The organism is Maribacter sp. Asnod2-G09 (assembly GCF_045063795.1).
Classification (GTDB): Bacteria; Bacteroidota; Bacteroidia; order Flavobacteriales; family Flavobacteriaceae; genus Maribacter.
This window is the reverse complement of record NZ_JBEFOA010000005.1, coordinates 329621-348523: the sequence shown is the minus strand read 5'-3', so window position 1 is coordinate 348523 and position 18903 is coordinate 329621. Positions and strand designations below refer to the sequence as shown.

Here is an 18903-nt window from a genome sequence, read left to right as displayed (position 1 = left end):
AAAGGTAACTATTAGCTACATCTGTTCCTAAATTGAAAAGTTTAAAATTTTTGCAAAAAAAATAAAGCTACCTATTTAGGGTAGCTTTAAATGATGACGATTAATCTCTTGATTATACTTTCATGATTTCTGCCTCTTTTTTATCCAAGAAATCTTCAATTTTCTTTGTGAAAACATCAGTTAAATCTTGCACATCTGCAGTGGCATTTTTTTGAAGGTCTTCAGAAATATCTAAATCCTTAATTTCTTTGTTTGCATCTTGTCTTGCACTTCGTACACCAACTTTTGCGTGTTCTGCTTCTGCCTTAGCTTGTTTTGTAAGCTGTATTCTACGCTCTTCGGTCAATGGTGGAACGTTAATAATAATCATGTCACCATTGTTCATAGGGTTAAAACCTAAGTTAGCGTTCATAATAGCTTTTTCAATTTCTTGAAGCATGTTTTTTTCCCACGGTTGAACAGAAATAGTTCTACCATCTGGGGTGTTCACATTAGCTACCTGAGATAATGGAGTTTGAGATCCATAATAATCAACCATAACAGCTGATAACATGGCAGGGCTAGCTTTACCAGCTCTAATCTTTAAAAATGCGCGTTCTAAGTGAGCTATAGCGGCGTTCATGCCTTCTTTTGTAGCGTCTAAAACAAATTCTACTTCTTCGTTCATATAATAAGTATATTACTATCGCAATAACATAAACTATACCGAGAATTATAGGTTGACTGTTGTGCCAATAGTTTGGCCGTCAACAATTTTCAGTAAGTTTCCTTTTTTGTTCATATCAAAAACTACGATAGGTAGTTCATTTTCTTGGCTAAGGGTGAAAGCTGTGGTATCCATAACCTTCAATCCCTTTGTAAGTACTTCTGAAAAAGAAATGTTATCAAATTTCGTAGCACTTTTATCTTTTTCTGGATCAGCAGTGTAAATACCATCTACACGTGTACCTTTAAGTATTACATCAGCTTCAATTTCAATAGCGCGTAATACGGCTGCAGAATCTGTTGTAAAATAGGGGTTACCAGTTCCTCCACCAAAGATAACAACTCTTCCTTTCTCTAAATGCCTCATAGCTCTTCTTCTAATGAAAGGCTCGGCAACTTCGTTGATTTTTATAGCAGATTGTAATCTGGTTTGTACACCGTTCATTTCTAAAGCACTTTGTAATGCCAAACCGTTAATAACGGTTGCTAGCATACCCATGTGGTCGCCTTGAACTCTGTCCATGCCAGTTGCAGCACCTGCTAAACCGCGAAAGATATTACCTCCACCGATAACAATGGCTACTTCTATGCCTTTTTCAACTACTTCTTTAATTTCTTCTGCATACTCGTTTAGACGGTTAGAGTCTATTCCGTATTGCTTTTCACCCATTAGGGCTTCACCGCTTAGTTTTAGAAGAATTCTTTTGTAGTGCATCTTAATTTTTTATTTGCCATCAAAAATAATGAAAATATTTGATGGGCACGGTCAATATTTAATTGAAGCAATACTTAATTCGCTAAGTTAGGGTCGTAACATATTATCTATCTTTGATATCATTGATGTTTAATTATTCACATATAAAGTTTTTTATGAAGAAAAATGTTTTAATTATTGCTTTTGCCCTAATATTAAATGCCTGTGGGGCAGGTAAGGCGCTTTTGTCGGTAGAAAATAGCCCGGTTATCACTTCAATAGATTTGGTAAATGTTGTGGACGATAAAGTTCAGGTGAGTATAAATCCTGGTGCATTTACTACTTCTACTGTATTATTCAGAATACCTAAAACTGTGCCGGGTACGTATAGTTCAGATAATTACGGACAGTATATTGAGGATTTTGAGGCTCTTGATTATAAGGGTAATTTATTAAATAGCACTAAACTCGATGATAACACTTGGAGTATCTCTGGTGCGGTGCAGTTAGATAAGGTTCAGTATTGGGTTAATGATACCTATGATACTGAGAATGATGTTGAAGATGCGGTCTTTTCCCCTGCAGGTACCAATATTGCTGAAGGAAGTAACTTTATGCTTAACCTTCACGGATTTGTGGGTTATTTTGGCGGATTTAAAGAGGTGCCGTATACGATACAAATTAAAAAGCCAGCTGATTTAATTGCTACTACGACACTTTCTAGTTTAGTGGGTGAAAAGATTGACCCGCTTTTAGATGCTTTTACTGCTAAGCGTTATTTTGAAGTGATCGACAACCCTATAATGTATGCTAAACCGAATACAAAAACTTTTGAGATTAATGGTATTACAGTAACACTAAGTCTGTATTCTCCGACTGGTGTTTATAAAGCGGCAGATTTAAAAGATAGAATGGTTGCTATGATGGGTGCTCAAAAGAAGTTTTTGGGTGATGTCGATAGTACTAAAGAATATAATATTTTATTATATATGTCTGATGTAAATATACCAGATGCTCATGGTTATGGGGCTTTGGAGCACCACACTTCGACAGTGGTTGTGTTGCCAGAGGCAATGGATATTGGTCGTTTAGAACAAGCAATGGTAGATGTGGTTTCTCATGAGTTTTTTCATATTGTTACTCCGCTATCTGTTCATTCTAAAGAGATTCAGTATTTCGATTTCAATGATCCAAAAATGTCAGAACACTTATGGATGTATGAGGGAACCACAGAATATTTCGCCAACCTATTCCAGATTCAGCAAGGTCTAATTTCTGAGGAAGATTTTTATGAGCGTATGCTGGGTAAAATCACTAATTCTAAGTTTTATGATGATAGCATGTCTTTTACTGTTATGAGTAAAAATATATTAGAACAACCTTATGAGCCTAATTATGCCAATGTATATGAGAAGGGCGCTTTGATTAATATGTGTCTTGATATCATTTTAAGAGAAAAAAGTAATGGTGAAAAAGGGATGCTTTGGTTAATGAAAGAATTATCTAAAAAATACGGTACCGATATTCCTTTTGAAGATGAAGCTTTGTTCCCTGAAATCGTTTCTATGACCTATCCAGAAGTTGATGTGTTTTTTAAGGAACATGTAATTGGTACTACGCCTATTGATTATGATGCCTTTTTTGCTAAGGTTGGTTTGGCTATTAAAGATGTAGAGGAGCCTACTGGTTACTTTTTTGATGGTCAAGTGCCATATATGGATGTAAATGTTCAAAATGATAGAGTTGTATTTATTCGTGAGAATATTGAATTGAATTCCTTCTTCAATGATTTAAAATTAAAAGGTGGTGATATTTTTAGAACTATAAATGAACAAGAAATTAATTTAGAAACACTTCGTCCTATAATAGGAGAGAGTTTTGGGTGGACTCCAGAAACTGTTGTTAGTATGACTGTTGAAAGAGATGGTGAAATGATCTCTGTTTCAGGACCTGTTGGTCAACCGGTAAAGCAGGTTAAGAAGATAGTTGCTTTAGAAGGTGTTACTGAAGAAGCGGTAGCCTTGCGAAATGCCTGGTTGAAGCATTAGGTAATAGCTTAAATATAATGAAATAAAAAAACCGTCTACTTTTTACAGTAAGACGGTTTTTTATTGAGTTAGTTGTATTGTAATTAACCTACGCTTACACGTTTAAAATCTAAAACAGAAACATCACCATGAGATTCAACATATTTAGCTACGTTGATTTTCTCATCTTTAATGAAGTTTTGGTCTAATAAACATTGTTCTTGGTCCAGAGTTGTATTGTCAGAGATGAATCTTTCTAATTTACCAGGAAGAATTTTATCCCAGATTTGCTCTGGTTTACCTTCTGCTTTTAATTGCGCCTTAGCATCTTCTTCAGCTTGTGCAATAACTTCTGGAGTTAATTGCGCCATAGAAATGTACTGAGGTACGTTTTTAAGCGTTTTGCCCAAACGACCTAGTTCTTCGTTATCTTTTTCAATAACAGCAATTCTAGCTTCTGTTTCAGCTGCAACAAATTCAGGATCAAAATCTTTATAAGACAATGTAGTTGCGCCCATTGATGCAACTTGCATAGAAACGTCTTTTGCCAATACATCAGCAGTTTCAACTTTTGCAGAAAGACCAACTAAAGCAGCAATCTTATTAATGTGAACGTAAGAACCAACATATGGTGCTTCTAATTTTTCAAAAGCTGTGATTTCTAATTTTTCACCAATAACACCAGTTTGTTCAACTAATTTTTCAGCAACGGTCATACCTCCAAAATCAGCAGCTAAAAGCTCTTCTTTAGAGTTACAGTTAAGTGCTATTTCAGCTAATTGATTAGCAAGAGTAATAAAGTTCTCATTTTTACCAACGAAATCGGTTTCACAACCAAGTACTATAGCAACACCAACAGTTTCGTTAGAATTTAACTTAGCAATAGCGGCACCTTCAGAAGAATCTCTGTCTGCTCTTTTTGCTGCTACTTTCTGTCCTTTTTTACGAAGCACTTCAATAGCTTTGTCGAAATCACCTTCGGCCTCAACCAAAGCGTTTTTACAATCCATCATTCCAGCGCCAGTCGCCTTTCTTAATTTATTTACTTCTGCGGCTGTAATTTTTGCCATTTTATTTTCTTTTAGTATACCCGTTTTAATGGGTTGTTCTTAGATTTATTTATATCAAAAAAAGAATAACTTATTCTACACCACCTTTAGTGTTGTCTTGCCACTCTTTAAGTTCGTCCCATTTACCATCAGCAGCCATTTTAGCTTGCTTTGGCCAAGAGGTAGGATCTAAATGAGCCATTCTTGAACTTGCTTCTGTTAAGATTTCTTTGATTTTTTCAGCTTCTCCTTTAGAAAGATCTGCGAAAGTAGTAATACCTGCAGCAACTAATGCTTCAGCAGCTTTAGGTCCAATACCTTCAACTTTAGTTAAATCGTCAGCTTCAGCTTTAGTAGCTTTAGCAACTACTGGCTCAGCTTTTACTTCTGGTTCAGCTTTTGCTGGAGTAGGTTCTGGCTTTTCAGCAGTAACCTTTTTCTTTGGAGCTTTATCTTTTTTCTCAGATTTACCTTCAGATGCATCGCCTTTTTCAGCCTTACGTTCAGCAAGACCTTCAGCAACTGCATTTGTAACTTCTGTCATAATGATGTCAATTGACTTAGAAGCATCATCATTAGAAGGTATAAGGTAATCTACATCTCTAGGATCACAGTTGGTATCAACCATTGCAAAAATAGGAATGTTTAATTTTTGAGCTTCTTTTACTGCAATGTGCTCTCTCATTGTATCAACGATGAACAATGCACCTGGTAAACGAGTCATTTCAGAAATAGAACCTAAGTTTTTTTCTAATTTTGCACGTAAACGGTCAACTTGTAATCTTTCTTTTTTAGATAGAGTAAGGAAAGTACCATCTTTCTTCATACGATCAATAGAAGCCATTTTCTTAACAGCTTTACGAATTGTAACGAAGTTTGTTAACATACCACCTGGCCATCTTTCTGTGATGTAAGGCATGTTTACTGCTGCTGCTTTTTCAGCAACGATATCTTTTGCTTGTTTTTTGGTAGCTACGAAAAGTATTTTTCTACCTGATGCTGCAATCTTGCTAAGAGCCTCATTGGTCTCGTCTAATTTTGCAACTGTTTTGTAAAGGTTGATTACGTGAATTCCATTACGCTCCATGTAGATGTAAGGAGCCATGTTCGGATTCCACTTTCTTGTTAGGTGACCAAAATGTACACCTGCTTCTAATAATTGTTTTACTTCGACTCTCGCCATTTTAATTTAGTTTACGTTCTTATGAATTAGCAATGATAAAGTGGTATTTGCATGAGCAAAAGCCTTCACCATTTAGATGCTAAACTAATCTTACCTTTAATTTTAAAGTGATTAAAGGATTTTTAATTGTCCGCAAAAGGACTTTCAATGAACTTGTTAATACTCTGGATTTTCCAGTATGATAAAATATAAAAATAGGCACCCAAAAAGGGTGCCTGGTAATCTTGTAACTCGAATTAACGTTTCGAGAATTGGAATTTTTTACGTGCTTTCTTCTGACCGAATTTCTTACGTTCAACCATTCTTGGGTCTCTAGTTAATAGACCTTCTGGTTTCAAGACAATTCTGTTTTCAGCATCAATCTCACACATTGCTCTAGATAAAGCAAGACGAATAGCTTCTGCTTGACCAGTGATACCACCACCGTAAACATTTACTTTTACGTCATAAGTATCTAAGCTTTCAGTTAAAGTGAAAGGTTGTTTTACTTTGTATTGAAGTGTTGCAGTTGGAAAGTATACACTTAAATCTTTGTTGTTAATAGTGATATCACCATTACCATCAGAAAGATAAACTCTCGCTACAGCGGTCTTTCTACGACCAATTTTATGAATTACTTCCATCTTATTTAATGTCTTTTAAATTAACAACAGTTGGCTTTTGAGCTTCCTGACCGTGCTCTGTACCTGCGTAAACTTTTAGGTTTCTGAAAAGCTCAGCACCTAGTCTGTTCTTAGGTAACATACCTTTGATCGCTTTTTCAAGAATACCTTCTGGATTTTTATCCAATAATTGTTTTACGGTAGTAGAACGTTGACCACCTGGGTAGCCAGTATATCTCAAGTAGGTTTTATCAGACCACTTGTTTCCTGAAAGAACAATCTTCTCTGCGTTGATAATAACAACATTATCACCACAATCTACGTGAGGGGTGAAACTTGGTTTGTGCTTTCCTCTTAACAAATAGGCGACTTTAGAAGCCATGCGTCCTAATGTTTCTCCTTCGGCATCTACCAATAACCACTCTTTGTTGACAGTTGTTCTGTTGGCCGAAACGGTCTTATAACTTAATGTATCCACTACTGCTATTTTTAACTATTATTTTAATCAATCCCTAGAAAGGGGCTGCAAATCTACAATTATTAAGTTGAATTGCAAATACTTGTTTCTTATTTTTTCACATTTTTTCAATAAATGCGAAATCTTACTACTTTGCTACTATTGAGATACTGTTAAACTTATTGATTTTATTACTATTTCTGTAACATTTACAATTCTTTAATGTCTCTTCTAATATTAAAACAATCAACCAAAAGAACTTGCAATTATGAGTAGACGCTTATTCAAGAGTATCTTATTTATTCTATTAACGACTATAGTAGTTGCTCAAAAAGATTCTGCAAAGGTACAACGGGAATATAATACTGTGCAACTTCCTGTAGGTGAAGAAATCACTATTGATGGCAAATTGTCTGATAAAGCATGGAAAAATGTTATTTGGGATGATGATTTTACTGTTTTTGAGCCAAATAACGGTAAAAAAGCAAGTCAACGAACAAAATTTAAGATTGCATATGATGCTAAGTTTATTTATGTAGGTATTCGCTGTTATGATAGTATACCTAATAAAATAGAAAAACGTCTAGCTCGTAGAGATAATTTTTCTGGAGATTGGATAGAGGTAAATATTGATAGTTATAATGATAAAAGAACGGCTTTTTCATTTAACGTCTCGGCAGCGGGAGTAAAGGGTGATGAATTTATTTCTCAGAATGGTGATTTTTGGGATGCCAGCTGGAACCCAATTTGGTATACCGCTTCAAATATTGATGAAGAAGGATGGACTGCAGAAATGAAAATTCCGTTTAGTCAATTGAAGTTTGGGGCTGCCGAAGAACAAGTGTGGGGACTTCAAATACACAGAAGATATTTTAGGGGAGAAGAACGTTCTATTTGGCAACCAATTTCTTTAGAGGCACCGGGTTGGGTAAGTGAATTTGGTAGGTTGAATGGTTTAAAGAATATTGAACCGCAAAAACAATTGGAGATTCAACCGTTTTTAGTGAATCAGTTTGATAGCTATCCATCTGAAGCCGGCAACCCTTTTAGAGATGGTAAAGATTATATTCTCAATGCAGGTTTAGATGCTAAAATAGGATTGACGAATGACTTGACGCTAGATTTAACGGTCAATCCAGATTTCGGACAAGTAGATGCTGATCCAGGTGCAATTGCATTAGACGGATTTCAAATATTCTTTGAAGAACGAAGACCTTTTTTTATTGAGAACAAAAATATATTCGACTATGAGTTTGCCGATGGTAACGACAATGTTTTTTATAGTAGAAGAATAGGCAGAAGCCCGCAAGGGTATGCAGATGTTACAGATAATGAATTTGTTGATCAACCAATAAATTCTACAATACTTGGCGCGGCAAAATTTTCTGGTAAGACAAAAAACGGGTGGTCTTTAGGTTTGTTAGAAAGTGTTACCGGTAAGATGTACGCAGATATTGAAGATGTCACTGGTAATAAAAGATCAGAACTGGTTGAGCCTTTAACCAACTATATTGTGGGTAGAGTTCAAAAAGATTTCAATGAAAGAAATTCTTATTTGGGCGGAATATTCACCGCCACTAATAGAAATTTGCCCGAGCATCTTGAGTTTTTAAGAAGTGGGGCATATACCGGCGGTTTAGATTTTAAACATAATTGGAAGAATAGAAATTATTATGTTGAAGGTAATATAGTAGGTAGTCATGTTATGGGTAGTGAAGAAGCAATAACACGAACACAAAATAGTATTACGCACCTTTTTCAAAGAGTAGATGCGGGTCATGTTTCTGTTGATGAGAGTAGAACATCACTTACGGGTACAGGCGGAAAGTTAGAAGTAGGTAAAGCTGGCGGTGGAAATTGGAGGTATGATGGCGGGGTCATTTGGCGCTCACCCGAATTGGAACTGAACGATATCGGATTTTTAAGGCAGGCAGATGAGATAAAACAAACGGCTTCAGTAAGTAGATTGTTTATAAAGCCCACTAATTTGTATCGTAAAGCCAATATAGAATTAAGTCAATATTCAACCTACGACTTTGAGGGTAATTATAATCGAATTCAATATCAATTTGAAGGTTTTATAAATTATAAAAATAATTGGTGGACAGAAGTGGGTGCAGCGCATAAACCACGTATATTTTCAAATACGGTACTTCGTGGCGGACCACGGTGGCGCTGGTCAGACGAAAATTTCGCATATTTATTCTTCGGTTCTGATAGTAGAAAGAAATTGAGTTTTACCCTAGGTTATGTAAATAGTCAAGCAGCAGAAAAGAATTTTTCGCTAGCGCGATATGTTTTTAGATTATACTACCAACCTTTTGATGCTTTTAATCTATCTATTTCGTCTGAATTTGAAGAGAATCCGAATAAGACGCAGTATGTTACCGAAACCAGTTTTAATGGCGATGCGAGATATATTACCGGTAATATTGATCAAAAAACGTTTAGTACTTCTATCCGTTTTAATTATAGTATAAATCCGAATCTTTCTATTCAGTATTATGGCGAGCCATTTATATCTAGAGGTACATATACCGATTTTAATTATGTGAATAACCCTATAGCAGAAAAGCTGAATGAACGAGTAACCGTATTTTCAGATAATCAAATTTCGCAATCTACTAGTACTAATGATTATTTAATTGATGAAAATTTTGATGGTACTGTAGATTATCAAATAGAGAATCCAGATTTTTCATATGTTCAGTTTAGATCAAATTTGGTGCTTAGATGGGAGTATGTGCCTGGTTCAGAAATTTTTTTGGTCTGGTCTCAAGGCGTTGTGGGGGCAGGGAACCCAAGTGAAACATTAGGGAGGAATTTAGATCAACAAATTTTAGGACAGAAGAAAGATAATACGTTTTTGCTGAAAGCAACGTATCGATTTATACTGTAAACACTTGTTTTTATTAGCTAGCTGTTTGTATGGATATGAAATAATAAGTTGATTTTTTCGTTTTTATGCTTGTACAACCAAAAAACTAAACAATGTATAAACGTATTTTACTTAGTGCAGCTATGGTGTTAGCCTTAGTTTCTTGCAGCTCTGATAAAGATGAAACTGAATCGGAAGCGGAAATTAATAAGACTGCAATAGTTGGCACATGGGATGCCACTGAACTTACTATAGATAATGAAACAGCAAGTGATGATGTTAAGTTTGGAAAACAAATTTTAGATTTCTTATCTAACAAAGGTTGCTATATTATTACATTACAATTTAATGAGGATCTAAGTGCTATAGCATCTAATTCTGCTAATTATGTAGAAGTTAATGCTACGGCAGATGGTTTAGATATTCCTTGTCCAACAGAGTCAGATGAAAGTGCAAGTACGTATACTTTTGATGGTGAAACTGTAACGACTATAGATGAAGATGGTGAGGAAGTGGCAATAGGTGTTACTATTGATGGTAATGTAATGACATTAGATGCCAGTGATCTTGATATTCCTAATTTCTCAGAAGACGGACAATTAATTTTTGTGAAGCGACAATAATAGAGCTAAAATTATATTTAAAGAATTGACCCTTGCATTTATGTGAGGGTTTTTTATTGCTTGATAAATTTAGCTTTTACATTTTGATGTTCAGATTGTATGGTAATCATATACAAACCTTTTTCAAGATTGAAAACGGGAATGTTAAGCGAGTTTCTTTTAATATCCCATTGGTGGTAGATAATTTGGGTCCCGTAACTATCTCTAATGCTTATAGCTGCGTTCGAATCATTTTTAAGTCCTAAGACATTAATGACATTGGTTGCAGGGTTAGGAAACACTTTTATATTACTTTCTGCATCTTGGGCACACAACTGTGTTGCACTAAAGATGATGAAAAGTAATATGAGAAAAATGCGTTTCATAAAAAATAGCGCACCTCATTGTAGAAGTACGTTATATGCTAACGTTTTAAAAATACGTTTTCGTCTCTCTTTAAATAAACTTTAACTTTCTAAAAAGAAAAAGATGTTTCGCTGGTAGATGAATTGTTGTTACTGTCTTTTGAAATAACTTTAATTGCATACTGTTGACCAGCTGTAATATTATAGGTCGTGTTTAGCAATGTTGTATTTTCTAATATCAATTCTAAAGTTTCGCCCGACCCAATATATACATCGTAATTTTCTAAGTCGTCATCTAAATCTTCACCTATCCAAGAAACGCTTACGGTACCGTTACCATTATCTGAAACACTAATTTCTGCAGGAAAAGGAGCAAAGTTCTCTGTGCTTGTGCCTTCAGAATAGAAGTTCCATGAGTCGCTCGCCAGTGTTTTTGAACCCAAAATGGCAGTTACCGCCCATGAAAATTGGGTGCCTTTAGGCAAACCTACAGCAAGTGATGTTGTAGTTACAGTTCTTGTGTCTGTAGAATTGGTTTCTTGATTGGTGATTTTTATTTCATACGATGTAGCATTGGTAGATCCCGACCATTGAAATTCTATGCTTACCCCATCTGTACCATTGTCTTCCCCTTCAGTGCATATTAAATTGTTCTCAGGAAATACAAGATTGAAAGCGCCCAGTTCTTTTTCTGTTTCCTCAGGAGGATTATTCTTATTGTCATCCTTCCCGCCGCAAGCGGTAACGAGTAAAACCACTAAAATTAATTTTATAGCTAATCTCATTTTTTTACAAATTTTAAGTTGATTTCTTTATCTCCATCTACAATAGTTAACATATAGATGCCAGGAGAAAGGTTAGAAATATTCATTTCTAATGTGCCGTTACTTATCTGTCTGCTCTCTTGTATTGTTGTTACTCCGCTAACATTAGATAGTATAATTTGAGCGCTCGTGATCATATCTAAACCTTCAACTCGTAACATATCAGTCACTGGGTTTGGAGTTAAAATAGCATTACTGATAACCACATTATCATTAAAAACACCTTGGCAAATTTTATCGGTTTCTATAGAAATAACATTAGCTCCTTTATCAAGCGGAAATGATAATTGCTGATTGGCTATATTGTCCACTTCAAAGGAATATACCTTATCATTCACTAAAACTTGGTAATTCTTACTTCCGGAAACCACAACACTTGCTTTTTTAGCAGTGTAGTCTATAACGGTTTTACCAGAAATAAATTCTTCGGGCGTTTCTATTGTTACTGTGTAGCATTGCTCATAACTTGGATATTCTGGGATAGTCACACAAACAGTATACGAACCAGAAGAAAGATCTGATCTTACTAAACCATCATTACTACTGATGTTGCTGAATGTATTATCTAATAAGAGTCCTGTAATTTGAACTTTGTAGTTGTAATCTTCATTAAAGGAAACAGAGATTTCTCCGTTTGAAGTATCTGGACAACTGGTGCTTGTTACTTTTACTTGAATGCCGTCATTTGAAATATCTGGGAGCGTATTTTCAAAAATCGTACATCCGTTAGTGTCTACCGTCTCACCTGCAGGAGTGTTTGGACAGTCGTCATCAGCATCTTGTACACCGTCATTGTCTGAATCTGTTATTGTAATTACTGTGCAGCCATTCTCATCGACCGTATCTCCGCTTGGAGTGTTTGGACAATCGTCATCAGCATCGGCTACACCATCGTTGTCTGTATCTGCTACTGTCGTCACTGTACATCCATTTTCATCAACCGTATCTCCTATTGGAGTATTCGGGCAATCATCATCTGCATCTGCTACACCATCGTTGTCGGAATCTGTTACTGTGGTTACTGTACAGCCATTCTCATCAACCGTATCTCCTATAGGAGTGTTTGGGCAATCATCATCTGCATCTGCTACACCGTCGTTGTCTGAATCTGTTATTGTGGTTACTGTACATCCATTTTCATCAACCGTATCTCCTGCAGGAGTATTCGGGCAATCGTCATTAGCATCTGTTACACCATCATTGTCAGAATCTGTTACAGTGGTCACTGTACAGCCATTTTCATCAACTGTATCTCCTGTAGGAGTATTTGGGCAATCATCATCTGCATCTGCTACACCATCGTTGTCTGAATCTGTTATTATGGTTACTGTGCATCCATTTTCATCAACTGTATCTCCTGCTGGAGTATTTGGGCAGTTGTCATTAGTGTTGATTATTCCGTCATTATCGTCATCTCCAACGGCAGTAACATTTGCTCTAATAACGGTATTGTCTAGTAAAATTCTGTCTCCTGTTTGACCAGACTCAACTCTAATACCTAAATCTAACATTTCGTTTGATGTTGGTGTAAAAGTTGTTGAAAACGTTTGCCAACCTGATGGACTAGGTGTAGTGCTAAATTCAGCAACAATCTCACCAAATACACCGCCATCTGTCAACTCAAGTTGTAAAGTGGTGAAAGTGCCTTCTAGAACTTTATAGTCGATTGAAATTATATATTCTACACCTTTGTAGAATTGCAATTCATTTTGGAATATTGAATTTGATGAAGCACCACCTGTAATTAACTCCACACTATATTGTAGATTGTCACTAATGTCTGTGTTTTTTACCCAGCTCCCTAGTTGTATCCAAATACCCCAGTTGGCAAGGTTACTTCCTCCGCCGTATGACCAATCTTCAAAACTAGGGTCTTCTAATAGATTTGAACCATCTATTGTAACTTCACAGCCATCATCATCTACAGCAAGAGCAGTATCAGAAGTGTTTGGACATAGATCATTATTATCTAAAACACCATCATTATCCGCATCTGGTAAAGGGTCTCCTAAAACCCTAAGATTGTCAAGAATGATTATACCTGTTTCAGTGGTGTTAGCTCTAAAAATAAGTCTAAAAATATGCGATTCATCGGTAGCGTTTGTGTCAAAATCAAAAGAGAAAGTATGCCAGTTGCCATCCGTATTAAAAGTTGTATACTCTCTTAATAAAGGTATTCCATATGGGTTTCCGTCTTTTGAGATATGAATTTCAGCACTAACGTCCGTGCCTCTTTTTATTCTGTAATCAAAGGCATAGGTATAAGTTGTATTGGTTGCTAATTGAATAGCAGTAGTATTTATGAGTTCTGTTTTAAATTGTAGAGAATTATCTAAATCTAGCTCTAAAGATAAAGATCCGTCTGTGGCATCCGTACTTTGAATAATGCTATTGTCATTTTCAATAGTCCAATCTTCAGGCGTGGCCGGGTTTGTTGACCAATTTTCAAAACTAAAATTCTGTGCGTAATTAACTTGATTGTTATTGCTTACTATACAACCTTGGCTGTCTACAGTATTGCCAGATGGTGTATTTGGGCATTGGTCATTGCTATTTGTTACACCATCGTTATCATCGTCTAATTGGTTTTGTGAACAACCATTTGTATCAACGTTTTCTCCGTTTGGCGTGTTTGGGCAATTGTCATTAGCGTTATTTACTCCGTCATTGTCATCATCTAATTGATTTTGAGAGCAGCCATTGATGTCTACTGTTTCTCCTGTAGGAGTGTTTGCGCAATTGTCATTGTTGTTGGTTACACCATCGTTATCATCATCTAATTGGCTTTGTGAACAGCCATTCGTATCAACGTTTTCTCCATTTGGCGTGTTTGGGCAATTGTCATTAGCGTTATTTACTCCGTCATTGTCATCATCTAATTGATCTTGAGAGCAGCCATTTTCGTCTACAGTTTGACCTGCAGGAGTATTTGGGCAATTGTCGTTTTCATTTGTTATACCGTCATCATCCGAATCATTATTTAGGGATGGGGTAACTGTCAATGAAACAACATTTCTCTTTAAGGTTAAATTAGGGACATTTGTATTTTCTATTAAACAATCATAGTTTCCGCCATCTTCAGGTGTTATATTTGATATTGTAAGGGTTGAGTTGGTTTCGTTAATAATATTGTTTCCATTCTTACGCCATTGATACGTATTGTTTGAACTATTTGTGGCTTGAATACTAGCTGTGAAAGTAGTGTTTTCATTAAGTGTTACATTTTCACTTACTTCAATATCTTGTTGAGGATAATAGCGGAATTGTCCGATGTTTAAAACTAGATTCTCTAAATCCTCAAAAACAAAATTATTTTCTTGAATGTTAAAAGAAGACAATGTGGTTGAATTTTCTAAACTTTCTGGTAAAATCCCTGTAAGGTTATTTTTTTGTAATTCTAATCTTTGTATAGAGCTGAAATAGCCGTAACATTCAGGAATGCTCCCACTGAAATCATTGTCGTTCAATAACAACATGCTTAAGTTAGCTAAGTTGCATACCGAAGTTGGTAACGGTCCAGAAAATTGATTTGAATATAGTTGTAATTGTAAAAGGTTTTCGAGATTTTCTATTTGGCTAGGTAATGTTCCTGTGAATTGATTTGAGCTTAAATTTAACCTCTCAAGTAATTGTAATGTCGTTATTTCAACAGGGATAGTTCCTGTGAAATTGTTTTTACTTAGGTATAAGTTTTTTAGTTCGGTTAAGTTGCTAATATTCTGTGGAATAGGCCCTGAAAAAAAATTCGTTGACAAAGAGACAGTCTCGAGCGTCGTAAGTTGAGTAATAAAAGATGGGAAAGTCCCAGTAAATCCATTTGCGCTAATGTTTAAACTCTTTAGTAAAGGCAAATTAACCACCGTTGGATTTATCAATCCTGTTAAATCATTATTAAATATCTCAAGTTCAATTAAATCTGAAAGATTTTCAAAAATTTCATTTGGTACACTTCCTGTTAGGTTATTACCGCCCAGATTTAATCTTTCGAGATTTGTTAGTGTCGTTAGTGAAATAGGAATCTCACCTGAAAATTCATTGTAGTCCAGGAAAAGATTTTTTAAAGAAGTAAGGTTTGATATGCTTTCCGGTATTGTTCCTTCTAAATTGTTAAAAGCAAAATCCAAATAACTTAGTTTAGTTAGACCCGTAACCTTATCTAATACTGTTCCTGTAAGATTTTGTGCTCTCAGCGATAGTCCTGTTAGTTCTGTTAGATTGCTTATTTCTGGTGGTACAGTGCCTGTGAGATTATTTTGATACATGTTAATCGATATAACCCTTCCACTTCCGTTTACTGTAACACCGTACCATGTATCCATATCAGCGCTAAGGTCCCATGAATTAGTCCAATTATCTCCGTTGGTGGAATTATATAATGCAATCAGTGCTTCACGATCAGAAGCTGCGCTTCCCTGAGAAAAAAGTTGTGTTGTAAACAAAAAGAAAACTGCCAATAGCAGCTTAGTGTAGTTTTTAATCATAGTAAAATGTGGTTAGCAAAACACTAATATAAATATTAGCGTTTTGTTAACAGAATATTTTCGTCAAAATACTACAATTGTTTCTTACAAGGTGTGGTCGTTCTATTACAAATAAGTGTTAATGTGCAACCAACCAATTCTCACCTAAGCCAACCTCCACATCTAAAGGAACTGCAATTTTATATGCATTTTCCATTTCAAATTTAATTAGCGTCTGTAATTCTTCTAATTCTGGCTTGTAAATATCGAACACCAATTCATCATGTACTTGCAATAACATTTTAGATTTGTAATTACCTTCTTCTAGTTTATTATGAATGTTAATCATGGCGATTTTTATGATATCTGCCGCGCTACCTTGAATAGGTGCGTTTACGGCATTCCGTTCTGCAGCGCCACGAACAATGGCATTACTACCATTGATATCTTTTAAGTAACGTCTTCTTCCTAAAACGGTTGAAACATAACCATTATCACGAGCAAAATCTACTTGCTCGCTCATGTAATTTCTTAGCTTTGGGTAGGTCTTGTAGTAGGTATCTATTAATTCTTTTGCCTCTTTTCTAGAAAGGTCCGTTTGGTTACTTAAGCCAAATGCAGAAACACCGTATATAATACCGAAGTTTACTGTCTTGGCATTACTACGTTGTTCTCTAGTTACTTCTTCTAACGGAACATTAAATACTTTTGATGCCGTAGAAGCGTGAATATCTTCACCATTTTTGAAAGCTTCTATCATGGTGGTTTCTTCACTTAGGGCTGCAATAATACGTAGTTCTATCTGAGAATAATCTGCAGCTAATAAGGTGTAATTCTCATCACGTGGAATAAACGCTTTTCTAACTTGTCGTCCACGTTCTGTTCTAATGGGTATGTTCTGTAAGTTAGGGTTATTACTGCTTAAACGACCTGTTGCAGCAACGGTTTGCATATAGTCTGTATGCACTCTTCCTGTAGACGGTTCTACTTGTTCTGGTAATGCGTCTACATACGTGCTTTTTAATTTGGCAAGACCTCTATAATCCAATACATTCTGAATAATTTCGTGATCTTTAGCTAAGTAAGAGAGCACATCTTCTGCGGTGGAGTACTGTCCTGTTTTGGTCTTTTTAGGCTTGGCTACTAATTTTAATTTATCAAAAAGTATTTCGCCTAATTGCTTGGGCGAACCAATATTGAATTCCTCACCCGCCACTTCATATATTTTCTTTTCTAGATTATCGATGTCATTGTTCAAATCTTCTGAAAGTGAATTCAAGAATTCCTTGTCTAAATTGATACCTTCCAATTCCATATCTGCCAATACACGTAGTAAAGGAATTTCAATTTCCTTAAATAACTTTTCTGTATTCGCTTCTTTTAATTCTGGTCTAAAATGTTGCGCAAGTTGATAGGTGATGTCTGCATCTTCAACTGCATATTCCGTTTGTTTTTCTAGCGGAACATCGCGCATGCTTAATTGATTCTTTCCTTTTTTACCTATAAGTTCTGTGATGGAAACCGGAGTGTAATTTAAATACGTCTCTGCCAGCACATCCATATTATGACGCATATCTGGATTAATTAGATAGTGTGCCAACATGGTATCGAACAAAGGTCCTTTTACATCAATACTATACTTATCCAATACCTTAATATCGTACTTAAGATTCTGACCTATTTTTTCAATTTGCTCGGCTTCAAAGAAAGGGCGTAATTCTTCTAAAAGTGCCTGTACTTCTTCTTTATTGTCCGTAAAGGGAATGTAATATCCTTTTGTTGCTTCCCAAGAAAAAGCAATACCAACTAATTCGGCTGTCAAAGGATCTAAACCTGTAGTTTCGGTATCAAAACATACTGAAGTTTGTTGCATTAAATTTTTTAAGAATAATTTCGTCGCCATACCTGGGGCAACACTTTGGTAAGAATGCGCAACATCTGCAATCGTTTTTCTACTTGAAAAATCTTTTACGGTAGCGCCAGAGTCTGCGGGACTTCCGAATAATGAAAACTGTCCGGATCCAGCATCTTGAATTTCTTTTTTGGCTGCTGGTTTATTTGTAGTGTCTGCAGTGGCTTCTTCAACTTCCGCAGAAAATAATTTTATAAACTGGTCTTTTAATCTTCTAAACTCAAGCTCTTCAAAAATTTTCTGAACTGCTTCGGCATTCGGTTCAGACATTTCATAATCACCAGCATTAAAAGTAACATCAACATCTAAACAAATAGTTGCTAATTTTTTAGAAAGTAAACCAAGTTCACCATTGGCTTCTACTTTCTCTTTCATTTTACCTTTTAGCTTATCGGTATTCGCTAAAAGTCCTTCCATAGAGTCAAACTGTTCAATAAACTTCTTTGCAGTTTTGTCACCAACACCTGGTAATCCCGGGATGTTATCACTGGCATCACCCATCATACCTAGGTAATCAATAACTTGCTCTGGTCTTTGTACTCCAAAACGTTTTTGAATTTCTGGAATACCCCAAATTTCTATTCCGTTACCCATTCTAGCAGGGCGATACATGAATATGTTTTCAGAAACCAATTGTCCAAAATCCTTATCTGGCGTAACCATAAAAACTTTGTATTCTTCTTTTTCTGCTTGTTTAGCCAAAGTACCTATAATGTCATCTGCTTCCCATCCTTCTTTTACGACTACAGGAATATGCATTGCATTTAAGATATCTTGAATATAAGGTACGGCAATACGGATGGCATCGGGTGTTTCTGATCTGTTTGCTTTATACTCGGGGAATAATTCTGTGCGCTCGGCACTTCCTCCTTTATCAAAACAAACGGCTAAATGATCAGGTTTTTCACGACGAATAACATCGAATAAAGAATTCATGAATCCCATAATCGCTGAGGTATCCATGCCTTGAGAGTTTATTCTTGGGTTTTTTATAAGTGCGTAGTAACCACGAAAAATTAGTGCGTATGCATCTAGCAAAAAGAGTCTTTTTTGATCTGCCATTTTTGAGTATTGATTGTAAAAGGTTAAAAGTACAAATTGATACGGAAACATTAAGGGAGATTGCCCTATTGCTTCCGTATTAA

The 18903-nt window shown here is 35.7% G+C and carries 13 protein-coding genes; 3 read left to right on the top strand and 10 right to left on the bottom strand.

Going from position 1 to position 18903, the window contains the following annotated elements; genetic code table 11:
- Positions 1-112: 112 nt before the first annotated feature.
- Positions 113-667, bottom strand: coding sequence for a ribosome recycling factor (gene frr, locus ACJJVT_RS13650; RefSeq protein ID WP_299325425.1), 555 nt, complete (start codon positions 665-667; stop codon positions 113-115).
- 45 nt (positions 668-712) lie between these two features.
- Positions 713-1420 (bottom strand): UMP kinase, encoded by a 708-nt coding sequence (pyrH, locus tag ACJJVT_RS13645; protein WP_405399424.1) that lies wholly within the window; start codon positions 1418-1420, stop codon positions 713-715.
- 155 nt (positions 1421-1575) lie between these two features.
- Between pyrH and ACJJVT_RS13640 the strand changes: the two genes are divergently transcribed.
- Positions 1576-3447 carry a peptidase M61 gene (locus ACJJVT_RS13640; protein ID WP_405399422.1) on the top strand — a complete coding sequence of 624 codons (1872 nt, stop codon included), beginning with the start codon at positions 1576-1578 and terminating at the stop codon, positions 3445-3447.
- 83 nt (positions 3448-3530) lie between these two features.
- Here the strand turns inward: ACJJVT_RS13640 and tsf are convergent, their stop codons facing one another.
- The 4 genes from tsf to rplM all read right to left on the bottom strand — a co-directional run bounded on the left by tsf (position 3531) and on the right by rplM (position 6738).
- The gene (gene tsf / locus ACJJVT_RS13635; protein ID WP_405399421.1) at positions 3531-4496 is read right to left on the bottom strand and encodes a translation elongation factor Ts; all 966 of its coding nucleotides are present in this window, start codon (positions 4494-4496) and stop codon (positions 3531-3533) included.
- 70 nt (positions 4497-4566) lie between these two features.
- Positions 4567-5658, bottom strand: coding sequence for a 30S ribosomal protein S2 (gene rpsB, locus ACJJVT_RS13630; RefSeq protein ID WP_405399419.1), 1092 nt, complete (start codon positions 5656-5658; stop codon positions 4567-4569).
- Positions 5659-5894: 236 nt separating this feature from the next.
- The gene (gene rpsI, locus ACJJVT_RS13625; RefSeq protein WP_073242318.1) at positions 5895-6281 is read right to left on the bottom strand and encodes a 30S ribosomal protein S9; all 387 of its coding nucleotides are present in this window, start codon (positions 6279-6281) and stop codon (positions 5895-5897) included.
- A 1-nt stretch (position 6282) separates the two neighbouring features.
- The gene (gene rplM, locus ACJJVT_RS13620; protein ID WP_073242320.1) at positions 6283-6738 is read right to left on the bottom strand and encodes a 50S ribosomal protein L13; all 456 of its coding nucleotides are present in this window, start codon (positions 6736-6738) and stop codon (positions 6283-6285) included.
- A 247-nt stretch (positions 6739-6985) separates the two neighbouring features.
- Here rplM and ACJJVT_RS13615 point away from each other — a divergent pair, with 247 nt between their 5' ends.
- Together ACJJVT_RS13615 and ACJJVT_RS13610 are read left to right on the top strand one after the other, a co-directional pair.
- Positions 6986-9616 (top strand): DUF5916 domain-containing protein, encoded by a 2631-nt coding sequence (locus ACJJVT_RS13615; protein ID WP_405399415.1) that lies wholly within the window; start codon positions 6986-6988, stop codon positions 9614-9616.
- Positions 9617-9708: 92 nt separating this feature from the next.
- Positions 9709-10218: a hypothetical protein gene (locus tag ACJJVT_RS13610; protein WP_405399414.1), complete on the top strand. Its 510-nt coding sequence runs from the start codon at positions 9709-9711 to the stop codon at positions 10216-10218.
- Between the two features lie 53 nt (positions 10219-10271).
- Here ACJJVT_RS13610 and ACJJVT_RS13605 read toward each other — a convergent pair whose 3' ends face one another.
- From ACJJVT_RS13605 to polA, 4 genes are all read right to left on the bottom strand, one after another.
- Positions 10272-10583 carry a T9SS type A sorting domain-containing protein gene (locus ACJJVT_RS13605; RefSeq protein WP_405399412.1) on the bottom strand — a complete coding sequence of 104 codons (312 nt, stop codon included), beginning with the start codon at positions 10581-10583 and terminating at the stop codon, positions 10272-10274.
- An 89-nt stretch (positions 10584-10672) separates the two neighbouring features.
- Entirely contained in the window at positions 10673-11347 is a 675-nt protein-coding gene (locus tag ACJJVT_RS13600) for a hypothetical protein (RefSeq protein WP_405399410.1), read from the bottom strand.
- Positions 11344-15867: a thrombospondin type 3 repeat-containing protein gene (locus tag ACJJVT_RS13595; RefSeq protein WP_405399408.1), complete on the bottom strand. Its 4524-nt coding sequence runs from the start codon at positions 15865-15867 to the stop codon at positions 11344-11346. The genes ACJJVT_RS13600 and ACJJVT_RS13595 overlap by 4 nt, the downstream gene beginning before the upstream one ends.
- 118 nt (positions 15868-15985) lie before the next feature.
- Positions 15986-18820 carry a DNA polymerase I gene (gene polA / locus ACJJVT_RS13590; protein ID WP_405399407.1) on the bottom strand — a complete coding sequence of 945 codons (2835 nt, stop codon included), beginning with the start codon at positions 18818-18820 and terminating at the stop codon, positions 15986-15988.
- Positions 18821-18903 lie beyond the last annotated feature (83 nt).

Coding starts and splice junctions, on each gene's coding strand:
- ACJJVT_RS13640 (WP_405399422.1), top strand. CDS start 1,576: ATGAAGAAAAATGTTTTAATTATTGCTTTTGCCCTAATATTAAATGCC.
- ACJJVT_RS13615 (WP_405399415.1), top strand. CDS start 6,986: ATGAGTAGACGCTTATTCAAGAGTATCTTATTTATTCTATTAACGACT.
- tsf (WP_405399421.1), bottom strand. CDS start 4,496: ATGGCAAAAATTACAGCCGCAGAAGTAAATAAATTAAGAAAGGCGACT.
- ACJJVT_RS13610 (WP_405399414.1), top strand. CDS start 9,709: ATGTATAAACGTATTTTACTTAGTGCAGCTATGGTGTTAGCCTTAGTT.
- ACJJVT_RS13600 (WP_405399410.1), bottom strand. CDS start 11,347: ATGAGATTAGCTATAAAATTAATTTTAGTGGTTTTACTCGTTACCGCT.
- ACJJVT_RS13605 (WP_405399412.1), bottom strand. CDS start 10,583: ATGAAACGCATTTTTCTCATATTACTTTTCATCATCTTTAGTGCAACA.
- pyrH (WP_405399424.1), bottom strand. CDS start 1,420: ATGCACTACAAAAGAATTCTTCTAAAACTAAGCGGTGAAGCCCTAATG.
- rpsI (WP_073242318.1), bottom strand. CDS start 6,281: ATGGAAGTAATTCATAAAATTGGTCGTAGAAAGACCGCTGTAGCGAGA.
- ACJJVT_RS13595 (WP_405399408.1), bottom strand. CDS start 15,867: ATGATTAAAAACTACACTAAGCTGCTATTGGCAGTTTTCTTTTTGTTT.
- rpsB (WP_405399419.1), bottom strand. CDS start 5,658: ATGGCGAGAGTCGAAGTAAAACAATTATTAGAAGCAGGTGTACATTTT.
- frr (WP_299325425.1), bottom strand. CDS start 667: ATGAACGAAGAAGTAGAATTTGTTTTAGACGCTACAAAAGAAGGCATG.
- polA (WP_405399407.1), bottom strand. CDS start 18,820: ATGGCAGATCAAAAAAGACTCTTTTTGCTAGATGCATACGCACTAATT.